This is a genomic window from Leisingera daeponensis (genome assembly GCF_019801465.1).
Taxonomy (GTDB): Bacteria; Pseudomonadota; Alphaproteobacteria; order Rhodobacterales; family Rhodobacteraceae; genus Leisingera; species Leisingera daeponensis_A.
Genome location: NZ_JAHVJA010000007.1, coordinates 198466 through 214501 on the forward strand (window position 1 = coordinate 198466; position 16036 = coordinate 214501).

Annotated in this window: 15 protein-coding genes; 9 read left to right on the plus strand and 6 right to left on the minus strand. The window is 64.6% G+C overall.

All coding sequences use genetic code 11. From position 1 onward, the window contains the following. Positions 1–11: 11 nt before the first annotated feature. Both KUV26_RS15820 and KUV26_RS15825 read right to left on the minus strand, forming a co-directional pair. On the minus strand, positions 12–323 hold the full coding sequence (locus KUV26_RS15820) for a hypothetical protein (protein ID WP_261398928.1): 312 nt from the start codon (positions 321–323) through the stop codon (positions 12–14). Between the two features lie 70 nt (positions 324–393). Next, positions 394–1170 (minus strand): IclR family transcriptional regulator C-terminal domain-containing protein, encoded by a 777-nt coding sequence (locus KUV26_RS15825; RefSeq protein WP_222509034.1) that lies wholly within the window; start codon positions 1168–1170, stop codon positions 394–396. Positions 1171–1383: 213 nt separating this feature from the next. On the opposite strand from KUV26_RS15825, the gene KUV26_RS15830 reads away from it, so the two are divergent. The 3 genes from KUV26_RS15830 to KUV26_RS15840 all read left to right on the plus strand — a co-directional run bounded on the left by KUV26_RS15830 (position 1384) and on the right by KUV26_RS15840 (position 4241). Further along, the gene (locus KUV26_RS15830; RefSeq protein ID WP_222509035.1) at positions 1384–2832 is read left to right on the plus strand and encodes a glutamine synthetase family protein; all 1449 of its coding nucleotides are present in this window, start codon (positions 1384–1386) and stop codon (positions 2830–2832) included. Positions 2833–3027: 195 nt separating this feature from the next. Beyond that, on the plus strand, positions 3028–3387 hold the full coding sequence (gcvH, locus tag KUV26_RS15835) for a glycine cleavage system protein GcvH (protein WP_222505283.1): 360 nt from the start codon (positions 3028–3030) through the stop codon (positions 3385–3387). 137 nt (positions 3388–3524) lie between these two features. Beyond that, entirely contained in the window at positions 3525–4241 is a 717-nt protein-coding gene (locus KUV26_RS15840; RefSeq protein ID WP_222505284.1) for a flavodoxin family protein, read from the plus strand. Between the two features lie 110 nt (positions 4242–4351). Here KUV26_RS15840 and KUV26_RS15845 read toward each other — a convergent pair whose 3' ends face one another. The 3 genes from KUV26_RS15845 to truA form a co-directional block, all read right to left on the minus strand. Further along, positions 4352–5287: a 2-hydroxyacid dehydrogenase gene (locus KUV26_RS15845; protein ID WP_222509036.1), complete on the minus strand. Its 936-nt coding sequence runs from the start codon at positions 5285–5287 to the stop codon at positions 4352–4354. A 91-nt stretch (positions 5288–5378) separates the two neighbouring features. Continuing rightward, a complete protein-coding gene (locus tag KUV26_RS15850) occupies positions 5379–6113 on the minus strand; it encodes an NYN domain-containing protein (protein ID WP_222505286.1) in 735 nt (244 codons plus the stop codon). A 189-nt stretch (positions 6114–6302) separates the two neighbouring features. Further along, complete coding sequence (gene truA / locus KUV26_RS15855) at positions 6303–7070, minus strand: tRNA pseudouridine(38-40) synthase TruA (protein ID WP_222509037.1); 768 nt, start codon at positions 7068–7070, stop codon at positions 6303–6305. Positions 7071–7182: 112 nt separating this feature from the next. On the opposite strand from truA, the gene KUV26_RS15860 reads away from it, so the two are divergent. Genes KUV26_RS15860 through KUV26_RS15870 form a run of 3 tightly spaced genes read left to right on the plus strand, consistent with a single transcriptional unit; the run spans position 7183 to position 10036 of the window. Further along, entirely contained in the window at positions 7183–8598 is a 1416-nt protein-coding gene (locus tag KUV26_RS15860) for a YcjX family protein (RefSeq protein ID WP_222509038.1), read from the plus strand. Then, the gene (locus KUV26_RS15865) at positions 8595–9050 is read left to right on the plus strand and encodes a GNAT family N-acetyltransferase (protein ID WP_222509039.1); all 456 of its coding nucleotides are present in this window, start codon (positions 8595–8597) and stop codon (positions 9048–9050) included. Before KUV26_RS15860 ends, KUV26_RS15865 begins: the two co-directional genes overlap by 4 nt. After that, positions 9047–10036, plus strand: a complete 990-nt coding sequence (locus KUV26_RS15870; protein ID WP_222509040.1) for a YcjF family protein — start codon at positions 9047–9049, stop codon at positions 10034–10036. The genes KUV26_RS15865 and KUV26_RS15870 overlap by 4 nt, the downstream gene beginning before the upstream one ends. A 32-nt stretch (positions 10037–10068) precedes the next feature. Here the strand turns inward: KUV26_RS15870 and KUV26_RS15875 are convergent, their stop codons facing one another. Further along, on the minus strand, positions 10069–10491 hold the full coding sequence (locus tag KUV26_RS15875; RefSeq protein ID WP_222509041.1) for a group III truncated hemoglobin: 423 nt from the start codon (positions 10489–10491) through the stop codon (positions 10069–10071). A gap of 288 nt (positions 10492–10779) precedes the next feature. Here KUV26_RS15875 and ileS point away from each other — a divergent pair, with 288 nt between their 5' ends. From ileS to KUV26_RS15890, 3 genes are all read left to right on the plus strand, one after another. Further along, entirely contained in the window at positions 10780–13782 is a 3003-nt protein-coding gene (ileS, locus tag KUV26_RS15880; RefSeq protein WP_222509042.1) for an isoleucine--tRNA ligase, read from the plus strand. Between the two features lie 237 nt (positions 13783–14019). Next, positions 14020–14808, plus strand: coding sequence for a hypothetical protein (locus tag KUV26_RS15885; RefSeq protein WP_222509043.1), 789 nt, complete (start codon positions 14020–14022; stop codon positions 14806–14808). 147 nt (positions 14809–14955) lie between these two features. Continuing rightward, on the plus strand, positions 14956–16035 hold the full coding sequence (locus tag KUV26_RS15890; RefSeq protein ID WP_222509044.1) for a transporter substrate-binding domain-containing protein: 1080 nt from the start codon (positions 14956–14958) through the stop codon (positions 16033–16035). Position 16036: the final 1 nt, after the last annotated feature.

The following is a 16036-nucleotide window of genomic DNA, read 5'->3' on the forward strand; positions in this document are numbered from 1 at the left end:
CAGATGCGTCCTTATTTGCGGCAGATCACCTGCGCGTAATAGGTGCCGGTGATATTGCGCACCATCGAGTCCAGGTTGACGCTGCAGCCGGTGGCCGCGCGCAGGGCTCTCACCGCCTGGCGGGCGGTCAGCACGGCGGGCGGGCGGAATGGCAGGTGCTCCAAGTTCATCCGCGTGGCGCTGTAGCGGCCCGCCGTGTCCTCGACCGGGGCGACCAGCCAGTCGCGGCCCAGCACGCTGACCTTGATGCCTTCCGCGCCTTTTGCGGATGCGGCAGGCGCCAGCGCGCCACAGAGGGCCGCTGCCAGTGCAGTCTGTTTCATCATCGAAATGCTCCTGCGAAAAATGCCTGCGCTCAGCCTAGCGCAGCCCCGGCACAAAGCAAGCCGCGGCTTACAGGTGGTCCACCGCCTCTGCCTGGCGCAGCTCCGCCGCGCAAAGCTGCAGCCCGCGCAGCAGCCGCTCGGCATCCGCCTCCGGCTGCGAGCCCCGCGGTGCAGAGCAGCCCGCCACAATTGGCGTCCGGCCGGGCCTCGACACCGGCACTGCATAGCCGGTGATCCCGCCCTCAAACTCGCTGTCGGTCAGGCAGTAGCCCTGTTCGCGCGCCTGGGCGACGCGTTCCAGAATGGCTTCGGGGTCCGTCAGGGACTGGCCCGTGTGGCGCGGAATGTCCGCTTCTGCCAGCACCGCAGCGGCCTCATCTGCCGGCAGCCCGGCCAGAAGCATCCTTCCCAGGCTGGTATGGGCCAGCGGAATGTGGGAGCCGGCGGTGAAGCCATAGGTTATGTGGCCGTGGTCCACCGTCGATTGCGCCAACAGCAGCACCCGGCCCTGGTCCAGCATCGCCAGCGTCACCTCGATCTCCATCTGCCGGGCATGTCGGTTCAGCGGCGGTTGCACCCGGCGGCCGAACTGGTTGGCCTGCAAAAAACCGCCCGCCAGCGCCAGCACCCGCGGGGTCAGCGACAGCATCCGCCCGTCCTGACGCAGGTATCCCGCTTGCACGAGCGTCAGTGCCCCGCGCCGGGCGGTGGCCCGGTCCTGGCCGCTGCGCCGGGCGATCTCGGCTAGGGTCATGCTGGGGGTTTGCGCATCAAACACCGCCAGAACCGCGAGCCCCTTGGCAAAGCTCGACGAAATATTCCTGTCCTGTTCTGCTGCCGTCATCCTGAAACCGTCCCGTCCTGATCCTGAAAACACCGCCGGCTGCAGCGGTTTAGTGCGAATGCTCGCATCAATGTTCGCTTTGCGAACGCTGTCAAGGCGCAATGCCACCGCAATATCCAATTCGCGCAACGGGTTGCGGCAAAAAATGCAGCAGTCTGGACGGCAGGCCATTTACGGTGCAATTTCAACTAGCTCCGCATAACGAGGCCGCCCATGGCACAAGATTTCACAACCGGCAAACTGGCCCGTTTGGGGCTGCTTAGCGATGAGGACTGCCGCCAGGCTGCGGAGATCACCTCCCGTGCCCAGTTTGACGGAATCGAGACAGTACGGGTGCTGTTTCCCGATCAGCACGGAATCCTGCGTGGCAAAACAATGGTGGCGGAGGCCTTTGCCGGCGTATTCCTTCGCGGACTCAACGTGCCTGCAACGCTGCTTCTGAAAGACACCTCGCACCGTTCCGCCTTTCCGGTCTGGGAGGGCGGTACCGGCCTGGCCGGGCCAACGAAGGGGGCAGGCGATGTGCTGCTGGTGCCGCGCCCCGATACATGGCGCGCGCTGCCCTGGTCCGGCCATTCCGCCTGGATCTTCTGCGAACCGGTCTACCCGGATGGCCAGCGCGTCCCCTTTGCCTCCAGCGGCGTTCTGCAACGGGCAATCGACGCGCTGGCAGGGCAGGGGATGGCCGTCACTTTCGGGCTGGAGGTGGAGTTCCACATTTTCGAGCTTACGGACAAATCCGCCGCCCACGATCAGTCAGGACGCCCCGGCATGCCGGTCCAGACCCGCAACCTGACACAAGGGTACCAGTACCTTACCGCAACACGGTACGGCGAGGTGGAGGGCGTGCTCGACCTCCTGCGCCGAAACGCCCAGAAGCTCGGCCTGCCAGTGCGCACGGTCGAGATCGAAATGGGCCCCAGCCAGGTCGAATTCACCTTTGCCCCCGACAGCGCCATGGCCCAGGCCGACGCGATGGTGATGTTCCGCACCATGGTCAAGGAGGTCTGCGCCAGGAACGGTCTGCATGCCAGCTTCATGGCCAAGCCGCGGCTCGATAACGCCATGGCCAACGGCTGGCACGTGCACCAGTCGCTGCAGGACCTGGCGACGGGCCGCAACCTGTTCATGCCGGAAACCGCCGGGATGCTGACCCCGCCCGCCAGCGCCTGGATGGCGGGTCTGTTGAAATACGCCTCGGAAACCTCGCTGCTGATCGCCCCTACGGTGAACAGCTACAAGCGCTACCTGCCATTCCAGCTGGCCCCGAACCGGATCGGCTGGGGCGAGGACAACCGCGGTGCCATGCTGCGGGCGCTGATGCAGCCCCATGACCTTGCCAGCCGGATCGAAAACCGCGCCCCCGACAGCTCCGCCAACCCCTATTATGCGCTGGCGGCCCAGATTATCGCTGGTGCCGCAGGGATCAAAGAGGGGCTGGAGGCCCCGAAACCCACTCTGTCGCCCTACAGCGAAGAGGCTGAGCGCCTGCCGCGCTCACTGGGGCAGGCGCTGGAAGGCTTTGCAAGTTCAACCCTCTGCCGCGAGGCGCTGGGGCAGGACACCTTGGAATACTTGCTGCAGCTCAAAACCTTCGAATGGGAGCGCTATCTCGACACCGTCAGCGATTGGGAGCAGGCGGAATATTTCAACCTGTTCTGAGGCGCCTCTGGACCAGCGGAGGATGCATGAAAAATTGTATCCGCTCCGGGATTGCCGTCTTGATTGCACCACCGCGCCGTTGATAGCGTATACCCGCGTATGCAGGGCTGCCGCGCCGGTTCCCTGCCATCCGCAGCGCCATTTCCGGCGGTCTGACACATTGAAGTTCCAAGCCTCTTCGAAGGAATGCCTCCCATGAAATACACAGAAGAACACGAGTGGCTGCTGCCTGAGGGTGACCTGATCACCGTCGGCATCACTGCCCACGCCGCCGAGCAGCTGGGTGAGGTGGTCTATGTTGAACTGCCGGAGCCGGGCACCGAGGTCTCCAAGGATGATGAGATTGTGGTGATCGAGTCGGTCAAAGCGGCGTCCGATATCCTGGCGCCGCTGGATGGTGAGATTGTCGAAGTGAACGAGGCGCTGGCCGACAATCCGGGCATGGTCAACGACGACGCGGAAGGCGAAGCCTGGTTCTTCAAGATCAAACCGTCGGATCTGTCGCCGATGGATGATTACATGGACGAGGCGGGTTACAAGGATTTTATCGGCTGATGCTTCAAGCCTGCCGCAACCTCGCGGCAGGCAGTGCGCTGCGGTGATCACGATCCCGCCAGCAGCCTATGTCCCCGCCGGTTGCGGGCTACTATCCGGTCATCACCAGAACCCCCACGCTCATCTGGAGGTGCGCAATGACCGGATTTTCAGGGCTTAAGGCCCTTTTCATCAACACATCCCTGAAAAAGAACGGGAGCAAAAGCCACACCCGCCTGCTGATGGAGGCCTCTTCCGCCATCATGGACAAGAACGGCGTCGAGGTGGAGCATCTGCACCTGCTCGACCACGAAGTGCCGCCCGGCGTTTATCCGGACATGACCGAACAGGGCTGGAACCGCGACGACTGGCCCGGGATCTGGGAGAAGGTGAAGGCGGCACAGATCCTGGTGATCGGCACTCCACTCTGGCTGGGCGAGGAAAGCTCGGTCTGTCGCATCCTGATCGAGCGCCTGTACGGGATGAGCGGCGAGCTGAACGATAAAGGTCAGTCTATTTTCTATGGCAAGACCGGCGGCACGGTCATCACCGGCAACGAGGACGGCATCAAGCACACTGCCATGACGATCTGCTACGCGCTCAGCCATCTGGGCTTCACTATCCCGCCGCAGGCCGATTGCGGTTGGATCGGCGAAGCAGGGCCGGGGCCGTCATACGGCGATGAGGTGGACGGCAAACCCGCTGGCTTTGAAAACGAATTCACCCAGCGCAACACCACCATCATGACCTGGAATCTGATGCACCTGGCCGCAATGCTGCGCGATGCGGACGGCTATCCGAACGAGGGGAACGACCGTAACGCCTGGTCGGCAGGCTGCCGGTTCGACTACGAAAACCCGGATTACCGCTCCTAGGCGCAGTGCTGCCTCCGAGCGGGCCAGTTATCAGCCTTGTTTCCCGCCGGAATAAATGCGGTGCCTCCGGCGGGGTGTTTTTGCAAGAGGAAGCAGGCGGCGCTGCCCTTTCAATAGCCGCGTTCTCGGTCCACTTCGTGCAGCAGGTTTTCCCCAGCCTCAAGCCGGCGGTAATTTTCCACCACGTCTTTGAGCGCGTCGCCCAGGTGCCATCCCGACACATGCGGGGTGATGGTCACCTGCGGGTGCGTCCACAGTGGGCTGTCCGCGGGCAGCGGCTCCTGGCTGACCACATCCAGCACTGCATGGCCGGGCCTGCCCTTGCCGAGCGCTGCCACTAGTGCGGGCTCATCCACCAAATCGCCGCGGCCCGCATTGATCAGCGTGGCGCCGGGTTTCATCGCCGCCAGCGTCTCCGCATTCATCAGCCTGCGGGTGGCGGGGGTGGAGGGCAGGATCGAACAGACGTAATCGCACTCACCCAGCATCTGATGCAGCGCCGCGTCGCCATGACGGCAGTTGACGCCCTCGATCTCCTTGGGCGAGCGGCTCCAGCCCAGCACCCGGAACCGCATGTCCCGCATCAGCCGCGCCGTCATGCCGCCAATGTGGCCCAGCCCCAGCACGCCGACAGTGGTTTCCGCCGGGCGCCCCGGTGCCAGCGGCTCCCAGGCGCTGCGGGATTGCGAGGCCGCGTGTGCCAGCATGTTGCGCTGGCCGCGCAGCACATAGGCCAGGCAGTATTCCGCAATCTCATGCGCCGGTTCCAGCGGCCTTAGCCGGGCCACGCGCACGTGCGGCGCCAGGCCGGGATGCGCCACGATGGTATCCACCCCGGCGCCCAGTTTCTGCACCAGCTTCAAATTCGGCAATCGTGCAGGCAGATCGCTTTTCAATGCCGAGACCGCCAGCACCGTGATGTCTTCCAGGTTTCCGGGGCTGGATATCGGCCGGATGTCGGCGCCGGGCGCGGCGGTCCGCAATTCTTCTGCCAGCTGTTCCTCGGTATACCATCCGTCGTGGCCGATACTGATCAGCAATGCCATATGCGCGTCCTCCCTGCGGCATGTCCTCTTGGCCGGACTAAGCCACGGTTGGCGCCCAAACGAAAGCGGGTTTCCGGCCCGTCGGCAGGCGTTAGTCCAGCCGCCGCACCAGAATCTGGTTGCCTTCGCCGCGTTTGGTTTCAAACAGCTTCAGCGTTGCAATCAAATCGCTCAGCTTGCGCTGGCCATAGCTGCGGGTGTCGAAATCCGGGAAGGCGGCGGTGATGTACTGGCCGATCTGGCCCAGGGTGAACCATTCGTCCTCCTGGCCGATCGCATCCATGGCGCGGACCACCAGTTTGGTGGGGTCCGCCAGTTCCGCAGGGGCATTGCCATTGCCCTCTTCCTTCTTGGGCTTCTGCTTTGCCTTGCCCGGCTCTTCCAGCAGGTTCTCCACATAGATGAACCGCTTGCAGGCCTGCACAAAGGCAGCTGGCGTCTTGCGCATGCCCATGCCGAACACATCCACCCCCTGTTCGCGGATGCGGCTGGCCAGCCGGGTGAAGTCGCTGTCCGAGGAGATCAGCACAAAACCGTCGAATCGCCCGGAATGCAGAATATCCATGGCGTCGATCACCAGCGCGATGTCCGACGCGTTCTTGCCGGTGGTATTGGCGAACTGCTGGTGCGGCACGATCGCCAGCGCCGCCAGCTTCTCCTTGTTCCAGCCCTGCGGCCCGCCGCCGGCAAAGTCGCCGTAAATGCGCCGGATGCTGGCCTCCCCGAAGGAGGCGATTTCCTCGAACATCGCCTCGGCGTATTTGGCGGAGATGTTGTCGGCGTCGATCAGGACGGCCAGAAGGGGCGGTTTTGTCGGATTTGCCATTGCGGGGCTTTGCCTCTTGTTCGATGGCGGGACGGCGGCGGGGCGCCGCCGCTTGGATGCTGCCGGTTTTTCGGTTCGTGCGTGAGTGTGCTGGGATGGTGTGGCGATAGAATGACGGAGGCGTGGCATCTGCCTGGTTTGCAGAAGGGGGCGCAAAGGCGTTCCGGCGCCGGCCTTCCTTCCGGGGACTCAGGCGAACGGATCGCCGGGATATCCCACCCGCGCCAGATAAAGGCCGTGCCCGGGGCAGACCGGCCCGCAGGCGGCGCGGTCGCAGGCTTCCAGCGCTTCCTTCACATCCGCCGGCTCCCAGGCGCCAGCGCCGACCCGCTCCAGCGTGCCGACAAAGCTGCGGACCTGGTTGTGCAGGAAGCTGCGGGCGCGGACGTGGAAATGGACTTCCGGGCCGGAGAAGCCCCGCGCCCGCTCCACCGTCAGCTCGTCCAGCGTCTTCACCGGGCTGGCCGCCTGGCAGATAGAAGAGCGGAAAGTGGTGAAATCATGGTTCCCAACCAGATAGTTGGCGGCCTCCTGCATGGCCTCTGCGTCGAGGTCATGGCTCAGCTGCCAGACCTGGCCTGCATCATGGGTAGCCGGCGCGCGGCGGATCAGGATGCGGAACAGATACTGCCGCTCCACCGCCGAAAACCGCGCGTGCCAGTCGTCCGCGACCCGCGCACAGCCCACGATGGCCACCGGGTCGGGCTTCAAGTGATAGTTCAGCGCCTCCGACAGGCGGAACGGATCCCACTCCTTGGCAAGGTCGCAATGCGCCACCTGTCCCAGCGCATGCACACCGGTATCGGTGCGCCCGGCGGCGGCGATGGTGTGCTCCCCGGGCTCCAGCCGCGCGAGCGCAGCCTCGACCGCACCCTGCACGGACGGCAGGTCCTTCTGCCTCTGCCAGCCGGCAAAAGGCTTCCCGTGGTATTCGATTTTCAAAGCAAAACGCGGCATGGCCGGGCAAGTAGCAACAGGGCCGGTCCGGGGCAAGCCCTGCGTACGGTCTGGTATCCCGGGGGCATGCCGCCTATCTTGTCCTCAGCAAGAACAGAGCAGGATCAGGGCCTTGGTGATAACCTCCCTTGCAGACGGGGTGATGAGCGGGGTGGAGAGCGTCGCCAGCGGCCTTTCCACGGCGCTGTTCGACCGGCCTATCCGTCTCGGCGTCACCGGTCTGGCGCGCTCCGGCAAGACGGTGTTCATCACCTCGCTGGTCGCGAACCTGATGGACCGGGGCCGGATGCTACAGCTGAGCGCGGCGCGAGAGGGGCGGATCGAAGCCGCCTTTCTGCAGCCCCAGCCCGACGACACCGTGCCGCGGTTCGACTATGAAAACCACCTGGCGGCGCTGATCGGGCCGTCGCCCCACTGGCCGGAGAGCACCAGGGCGGTCTCCGAGCTGCGTCTCAGCCTGAAGGTGCGGCCTTCCGGACTGCTGGCGGGCCTCCAAGGGCCGCGCACGCTGCATCTGGATATCGTCGATTACCCGGGCGAGTGGCTGCTGGACCTGGCCCTGCTGGACAAAAGCTATGCTGAGTGGTCGGCCGACGTGCTGTCCCGCATCGCAGGCCGCCCGCAGGCACAGGAATTCCTGACAGAGAAATCCAAGGCGGCATCCGCGGGCAGCCATGACGAGCCGCAGGCACAGGCGCTCGCCGCGGCCTTCACCGGGTATCTGTCGGCTGCCCGCGCCGCCGGTTTTTATGACTGCACCCCGGGGCGCTTCCTGCTGCCCGGCGACCTGCAAGGCTCACCGGTGCTGACCTTCGCGCCGCTGCCGCTGGAGGCCAGCCCGCCGCGCGGCAGCCTGTGGCGGGAAATGGAGCGGCGCTACGAAGCCTATAAGTCCAAAGTCGTGAAACCCTTCTTCCGCGACCACTTTGCCCGCATCGACCGGCAGGTTGTGCTTGTGGATGCGCTGTCGGCGATCCATTCCGGCCCGCAGGCGGTGGAGGATCTGCGCCACGCGATGACGGATATCCTCAGCGCATTCAAACCGGGGCGCAACCATTTCCTGACCCGGCTTCTGGGCGGCAAGCGGGTCGAGAAGATCCTGTTCGCCGCCACCAAGGCGGACCATCTGCACCATGCCCAGCACCCGCAGATGACCGCCATCATCGAGGCTCTGACCCGCGAGGCGCAGGACCGCGCCCGCTTTGCCGGCGCGGATACCGCGGCGCTGGCCATGGCTTCTCTGCGCACCACGACCGAGGAGATGCGCCCGCACAATGGCAGTGAACTGCCCTGTGTTCGCGGCACCCTGCTGGAAACCGGCAAGCAGGCGGCTTTCTATCCCGGCGCTCTGCCGCAGGATCCCGCACAGCTGCTCACCCCTGCGCGGCAGGGGGCGGAACGCTGGCTGGAGGGCGATTATCAGGCGATGGCCTTCGCGCCTGCTCCGCTCACCCTGAAACATGGCAGCGGTCCGCCGCATATCCGCCTGGACCGGGCCGCGGAATTCCTGATCGGAGATGCCCTGTGACCTTCTTCCTGCGCCCCGCCAGGCCTTTGGATGCCGGAACGGCAGGTGATATTCTCTACCGGTTCCAGCAGGATACAGTATGGATGCCGAAACTCTATTCCTCCGCCGAGGCGATCTGCTTCTGCGGTTTGATGATCGACCGCGGCTGGGTCACGGTGGCAGAGCGGGACGGGTCTGTGCTTGGCTTTCTCGCCCGCAAAGGAGAGGAGGTCTGCTCGCTCTACCTCGCCCCCGGCGCATGCGGCCAGGGCGCGGGCAAAGCACTGCTGGACGCGGCAAAGGCGGAAACTTTCAGGCTTACCTTGCGGACCTTCGCGGCGAATGAAGGCGCGCAGCGGTTCTACCGGCGTGAAGGCTTTTCCGAAACAGGGCGCGGTGATGGCATGAACAACGAGGAGGGGCTGCCCGACATCGCCTACGAGTGGCGGACAGAGCAGGAGGTTGCGGCATGAGCAAGAAGCCGGTCCTGTTTGACTTGGAGGAGGAGGCGGAAGCGCCTTCCGTTGCAGAGGCGCCGCCGGTCCCCGATCCGGCTGCGCTGGCGACCCCGCCATCGGCCATGGAGCAAGCTGTCCGCGTCGCCGCCCGCAGGCCTTCGCGTCTCGCCCGCTGGTTCTGGGGACTGCTGGTGGCGGTGGTCGGCGCCATGGCATCGGTCGCGGCCTGGGATTTTGCCGCCGGACTGATTGCCCGCCTGCCGGTGCTGGGCTGGGCTGTGACCGCCGGGCTGGCACTGCTACTGCTGCTGGCGCTGGCGCTGGCGATGCGCGAACTGGCGGCTTTGTCGCGGCTGCACCGCGTCGATGCGCTGCGCCATCAGGCTGAGGCGGCCGCGGACCTGGCGGCGGCCCGTGCCTTCACCGCCCGGCTTGAGGCATTCTACAAGGGGCGCGAAGACCTTAGCTGGCATCAGGCCCGGCTGGCGGAGCGCCGTTCTGAGGTGATGGACGGTGATGCCCTGCTGCTGCTGGCCGAGGAGGAGCTTCTGGTGCCGCTCGATGCGCTGGCCCTGCGCGAAGTGGAGGCAGCGGCCCGGCAGGTGGCGACGGTGACGGCCCTGGTGCCGATGGCGCTGGCCGATATCCTGACGGCGCTGGTCTCTTCCATGCGGATGATCCGCCGCGTGGCGGGTATATACGGCGGCCGCCCCGGGTTCTTCAGCTCCTGGCGGCTGACCCGCGCAGTGCTGGCGCATTTGGCGGCCACCGGCGCGGTGGCGGCAGGCGATGACCTCTTGGAGCCCGTGCTGGGCGGATCGGTGCTTTCGAAACTCTCCCGCCGTTTCGGCGAGGGGCTGGTAAACGGGGCCTTGTCGGCGCGGGTGGGCATTGCGGCGATGGAGGTCTGCCGCCCGATGCCATTCTCGCCGCAGCATCGGCCCAGCGTCCGGAAAGCGGTTCAGCGGGCATTGACCGGTTTGTTTTCCAAGGGGGAGTAGGCGCTGATCCGTTCCGCCGGGCTTGCTTCTGCTCAGAACAGTTTCGGCGGCTGGTCCTTGGGCTGGCGCATTGCAACAACGCCCGTCCTGAACCCTTCACCGATGCGGTCCGCCAGAGCGCCCCATTGCAGCGCGGTACGCTCCGGAAGCTCGGCCCGCAGCACCTCGTGAAAGAGGCCCAGCCACAGGGGGAAATGCTCTGCCTTCACGTCCGGGCGGCTCACATGCACCCGCATCGGATTGCCGCTGTAGCTGCGCTGCCGCAGGATTGCGTTGCGCCAGAAGCCCGCAATCTTCTCCTCATGTTCCGGCCAGTCGGTGACATGAGCGGCAAAGATCGGTCCGAGCACGTCATGATTTCTGATGCGCGCATAGAACACTGCGACTACGCGGAAGATCTCCTCTGCGGTGATCTCAAACCGCGCCAGCGGGTTTTGCACTTCGGTCTCGGTCATTATCTGCTCCAGCCTGCCGTCTAACGCTTAGATAGGCCGAAGGCGGCGCAAGCGGAAGGGGGAGGCAGCAACCGCCATAGCCCCCGGCCGGAGTGCAGCGCATCTGCCGCTTTACCCTCCCGCAGGTCCGGCCTATAAGGCGGTTCATGTCCCTATTCGCGGCCATCATTATTCGAATTATATCCCCGGCGCTCTGAAACCACTGAGCCGCCGGGCAAAGGCGCTTGAGCCATCGCGCCGAACCGAATATCCCAATTTCCGACCTTGATCATCCAAAGGACGCCCCCGATGTGCGCCGACACGCCCCAGACGCCTGACTACAAAGACACTCTCAATCTGCCGAAAACCGATTTCCCGATGCGGGCAGGCCTGCCCAGGCGCGAGCCTGCCTGGCTGGAGCGCTGGGCACAGATCGGCGTCTATGACAAACTCCGCGAGAAGGCGGCAGCTGCGAAAGGCACCGCTGCGGAACGCAAGCCCTTCACCCTGCATGACGGCCCGCCCTATGCCAACGGCCACCTGCACATCGGCCATGCGCTGAACAAAACCATCAAGGACATGATCGTGCGCTCCCACCAGATGATGGGATTTGATGCGCGCTACGTGCCGGGATGGGACTGCCATGGCCTGCCGATCGAATGGAAGATCGAGGAGCAGTACCGCAAGAAGGGCAAGAACAAGGACGCGGTACCTGTTGTCGAGTTCCGCCAGGAATGCCGCGCCTTTGCTGACAGCTGGGTCGATATCCAGCGTGAAGAGTTCAAGCGGCTGGGCATCACCGGCAACTGGGCCGATCCCTACCTCACCATGAACTACCATGCCGAGGCAGTGATCGCCGATGAGTTCATGAAGTTCCTGATGAACGGCACCCTCTATCAGGGCTCCAAGCCGGTGATGTGGTCGCCGGTCGAAAAGACCGCCCTGGCCGAGGCCGAGGTCGAGTATCACGACAAGGAAAGCTTCACCATCTGGGTGAAGTTCAAGGTGGCCGAGGCAGGCGGTTTTGTGGCTGCGGACGGCGAGGATGCCGATTTTGCCGGTGCCGACTCGGCGATTGTGGCGCAGGACCTCGAAGGCGCCCATGTGGTGATCTGGACCACCACGCCCTGGACCGTCCCGTCCAACAAGGCAGTGGTGTACGGCGCCGACATTGCCTATGGCCTTTATGAAGTCACTGGTACGCCGGAGGAATGCTGGGCCAATACAGGCGACCGCTTCCTGCTGGCCGACAACCTGGCCGCAGACGTGTTCAAGCGCGCCCGCCTGGGCGAAGACCAGTACAAGCGCCTGCGCGGTGTCTCGGCTGAGGAGCTGTCCAGCCTGTCGCTGCAGCACCCGCTGGCCGGCACCGAGGGCAGCAATGGCGAATGGGACGGAATCCGGGACTTCCGCGCAGCCCCCTTCGTGACCGACACCGAAGGCACTGGCTTTGTCCACTGCGCCCCCAGCCACGGTATGGAGGAATTCGAGCTCTACCGCGACCTCGGCATGCTGGAGCAGATGATCACCTACAACGTGATGGACGACGGCGGCTTCCGGGCCGATCTGCCGTTCTTCGGCGGCACCTATATCCTCAACCGTAAGGGCGGCGAGGGCGATGCCAACAAGAAGATCATCGACAAGCTGGCCGAGGCCGGCGGCTTGCTGGCACGCGGCAAGATCAAGCACAGCTACCCGCATTCCTGGCGCTCCAAGGCGCCGATCATCTATCGCAACACGCCGCAGTGGTTCGCCAGCGTCGACCGCAAGCTGGACGATGGCATGGGCGAAATGGGCGACAGCATCCGCGAACGCGCGCTCCGCTCCATCGACGAGTTGGTGAAATGGTGGCCGCAGACCGGCCGCAATCGCCTGCATTCGATGATCGAAAGCCGCCCGGACTGGGTGCTGAGCCGCCAGCGCGCCTGGGGCGTTCCGCTGACCTGCTTCACCAAGAAGGACCGGCTGCCGACCGATGCAGACTTCCTGCTGCGCAACGAAGAGGTCAACAAGCGCATCGTCGCCGAGTTCGAAGAACACGGCGCCGACGTCTGGTATCAGGACGGCTTCAAAGCCCGCGTGCTGGACGGCATCGTCGATGCCGAGGCCTATGACCAGGTGTTCGACGTGCTGGACGTGTGGTTCGACTCCGGCTCGACCCATGCCTTCGTGCTGCGCGACCGCGAGGACGGCACCGAGGACGGCATCGCCGACGTTTACATGGAGGGCACCGACCAGCACCGCGGCTGGTTCCATTCCTCGCTGCTGCAGGCCTGCGGCACCAAGGGCCGCGCGCCTTACCGCAATGTGGTGACCCACGGTTTCACCCTGGACGCCAAGGGCATGAAGATGTCCAAGTCGCTGGGCAACACCATCGTGCCCGAAGAGGTCGTCAAGCAGTACGGCGCCGATATCCTGCGCCTGTGGGTGGCCCAGACCGATTACACCGCCGACCAGCGGATCGGGCCGGAGATCCTGAAGGGCACCGCCGACAGCTACCGCCGCCTGCGCAACACCATGCGCTTCCTGCTGGGCTCCTTGGGCGACTTCCGTGAGGACCAGCGGGTTGAACCTGCGGACATGCCGGAGCTGGAGCAGTGGGTGCTGCACCGGCTGGCCGAGCTCGACCAGAAGGTGCGCAGCGGCTACCAGACCTTTGACTTCCAGGGCGTGTTCTCGGCAGTGTTCAACTTTGCCACCGTGGACCTGTCGGCCTTCTACTTCGACATCCGCAAGGACGCGCTCTACTGCGACGGCGACACCCTGAACGCCCGCGCCGCGCGCACCGTGCTGGACATCCTGTTCCACCGCCTGACTACCTGGCTGGCGCCGGTCCTGGTGTTCACCATGGAAGAAGTCTGGCTGGAGAAATACCCGGGCGAAGGCAGCTCCGTGCATCTGCAGGATATCCCCCACACGCCGGCAGACTGGCTGAACGAGCCGCTGGCCGCCAAATGGTCCAAGATCCGCCAGGCCCGCCGGGTGGTGACCGCGGCGCTGGAGGTGCAGCGCACCGACAAGGTGATCGGCGCCTCGCTGGAAGCCGCCCCGGTCGTGCATGTGCGCGACGCCGCGGCACTGACGGCGCTGAAGTCGGTGAACTTCGCCGACATCTGCATCACTTCCGACATCGTTTTGACCAACGATCCGGCCCCGGCTGAGGCGTTCCGGATGCCGGAAGTGGACGGTGTGTCGGTGGTGTTCGAAAAGGCCGACGGCGGCAAATGCCAGCGCTGCTGGAAAATCCTGCCGGATGTCGGCAGTCACAGTCATGAGGGTGTCTGCGGCCGCTGCAACAGCGCGCTGGGATAACCGTTTCTTCACCTCTGAATTGCACGCAGCGCCCGGCCGAAATGCCGGGCGTTGTCATTTTTTGCGCTATTTTTTGCGGAAGATTCCGCGCTTTTGCCGTGTGGCGGTTTGTGCATTGCGGAATTGAATTCCTCCGGATGTTGACCGGTTTTCCACAATTGGTTAAGAATTCGTTAATTTCATGCAGATTTTAAGCCGTCATTTCAAAGAATGGCATCTGGCAGGGGGCAGTTTTCTATGCTGAAGCTGAAAGCGGACGCGCAACCGGCGGGTGAGCCGGGCATGCGGCGGGGCGCGGCAATCCGGATCGACGGGGTGTCAGCGCCGAAAAACATCAAGATTGGACTGGTGGCTGCTGGCTGCGAAGTCTCCGCTGCATCACTGAAGGGCACAGCCGCCAGCCCCAGCAAGGCTGAGCCGGTTGCCAAGGCTGCAAACAGCACTCGGGCCGCCGGGGGCGGCCTGGCTGCAGTGGCAGGCCGGATCACCTCCGCCGACTGTGCGGCTGCCACCGGGCCACAGCCGCTTTCGCCGGCGGCGCCGGTGAAGAACGGGGCGATCGCCAAACTGGCGCTGGCGGCCTCCGGGCTCGCGGTGGCGTCTGCCATGCTGCTCTATTTCCAGTTCGGCGGAAGCATACCTGAAACGGATGCGCAGGCAACGACAGTTGCCGCGGCAGAGGTGTCGGCAGGAGCCGCCGCTGCGGCGGGGCTTGAAGGTGCAGCTGCCAGCGGTGAGGATGCCCTGGTGGCACGGATTACCCAAGGTACACTGGCGGCACTGCGCAGCAAGCAGGGCAGCCAGCCCGCGCCAATGGCGCCGGATCAGTCTGCAGCAGCTGCGGAAGGCTCGGCACTGTACAACATGGAGCTGACCGCTGCCGCCCAGGGCCAGTCCGAGGCCTATATCGACCAGCTGGTGAACGGTGCCTACGAGCGCCGGGACATCACAGTGCCAGCCAGTCTCATCGGCGCCGACGGCCGGGTGGATACTGCCACTTTGCTGGCGCTGTTCATCGGCCGCTAGGGCTTTTCCCGCAGGGCAGTGCCTCGGCGGCACTGCCCTGCGGGCAGGGGCCTTGTTTGCCTGCTTTCAAACTGAAAACACAACAGAACAAAAAAGGCGCAGCACGCTCATTCAGCGGGCCAGGCGCCGCACATTTCCGGGGGGATCATGAAGACCTTTTTCGCTACCGCCGCCATCGGGCTGTCCGGCCTTTTCGCCGCGCCCGCCGCCGCTGACACCTGCGGCGGCATCTATACCGTGCAATCCGGCGACAGCCTGTCGGTGATTGCCGACAAGCTTTACAAGGACGCGGGAAAGTGGAGCGCGATCCATAACCGCAACATCGACCAGATCGGCCCCAAGCCGGAGGCCATCCGGGTCGGCATGAAACTGTCGCTGGCTTGTCTGGAAGGGTTGCCGCTGGGCCTGCCGGGCGGCAGGGAAATCACCGCCGCGGCCCCGGCAGCGGCGGTGCCGGTCAGGGTGGCGCCAGGCAATGCCGCGGTGCGCCAGAAAATCAACCTGCTGACCGGCGACGACTATGCGCCCTTCACCTCCAAGGCCGCGCACAACGGGGGGCTGATCACCGAGGTGGTAAATGCGGCGATGGCTAAAGCGGCCCCGTCCGAAGGTTATGCCATCCACTGGGTGAACGACTGGTCCTCGCATTTCGATCCGCTCCTGTCGAACGCGCTGCTGGACCTCGGCTTCCCTTGGTACAAGCCCGATTGCGAAACGATGCCGGACAGCTACCGTTGCCAGAACTTCCACTTCTCCGAGCCGATGTTTGAAACCCTGATGCTGCTCTTTGCGCATAAGGACCGGCCATTCACCTTTGCGCAGGACAGCGACATCGAGGGCAAGACCCTGTGCCGCCCGGCGGGCTATCTGACCTTTGATCTGGACGAGCGCGGCCGCGACTGGATCGCGGAAAAGAAAATCACCCTGAAGCAGCCGCACAAGGTGAAGGATTGTTTCGACATGGTCGCCTCGGGCGAGGCGGATGCGGTGGCGATCAACGAATTCACCGGCCGCAGCGTGATGAAAGAGGCTGGCATTGCCGAGCAGTTCACAGTGCTGCCGCAGCCCCTGTCCGTGCTGGGCATTTATGTGGTGGTGCATAAGACCCACCCGCGCGCCGATGAGATGCTGGCAATGATCAACAAGGGCCTGCGTTCGATCCAGGAGAACGGCAGCTACCAGACCATCGTAGAGGATCACATGGCCCGGATCTGGGCCGGGTTCTGAG

Bases quoted from the DNA above. Each gene is read 5' to 3' on its own strand.
- KUV26_RS15885 (WP_222509043.1), top strand. From the start codon at position 14,020: ATGCTGAAGCTGAAAGCGGACGCGCAACCGGCGGGTGAGCCGGGCATG.
- truA (WP_222509037.1), bottom strand. From the start codon at position 7,070: ATGCCGCGTTTTGCTTTGAAAATCGAATACCACGGGAAGCCTTTTGCC.
- KUV26_RS15875 (WP_222509041.1), bottom strand. From the start codon at position 10,491: ATGACCGAGACCGAAGTGCAAAACCCGCTGGCGCGGTTTGAGATCACC.
- KUV26_RS15870 (WP_222509040.1), top strand. From the start codon at position 9,047: ATGAGCAAGAAGCCGGTCCTGTTTGACTTGGAGGAGGAGGCGGAAGCG.
- ileS (WP_222509042.1), top strand. From the start codon at position 10,780: ATGTGCGCCGACACGCCCCAGACGCCTGACTACAAAGACACTCTCAAT.
- gcvH (WP_222505283.1), top strand. From the start codon at position 3,028: ATGAAATACACAGAAGAACACGAGTGGCTGCTGCCTGAGGGTGACCTG.
- KUV26_RS15830 (WP_222509035.1), top strand. From the start codon at position 1,384: ATGGCACAAGATTTCACAACCGGCAAACTGGCCCGTTTGGGGCTGCTT.
- KUV26_RS15820 (WP_261398928.1), bottom strand. From the start codon at position 323: ATGAAACAGACTGCACTGGCAGCGGCCCTCTGTGGCGCGCTGGCGCCT.
- KUV26_RS15825 (WP_222509034.1), bottom strand. From the start codon at position 1,170: ATGACGGCAGCAGAACAGGACAGGAATATTTCGTCGAGCTTTGCCAAG.
- KUV26_RS15845 (WP_222509036.1), bottom strand. From the start codon at position 5,287: ATGGCATTGCTGATCAGTATCGGCCACGACGGATGGTATACCGAGGAA.
- KUV26_RS15840 (WP_222505284.1), top strand. From the start codon at position 3,525: ATGACCGGATTTTCAGGGCTTAAGGCCCTTTTCATCAACACATCCCTG.
- KUV26_RS15890 (WP_222509044.1), top strand. From the start codon at position 14,956: ATGAAGACCTTTTTCGCTACCGCCGCCATCGGGCTGTCCGGCCTTTTC.
- KUV26_RS15850 (WP_222505286.1), bottom strand. From the start codon at position 6,113: ATGGCAAATCCGACAAAACCGCCCCTTCTGGCCGTCCTGATCGACGCC.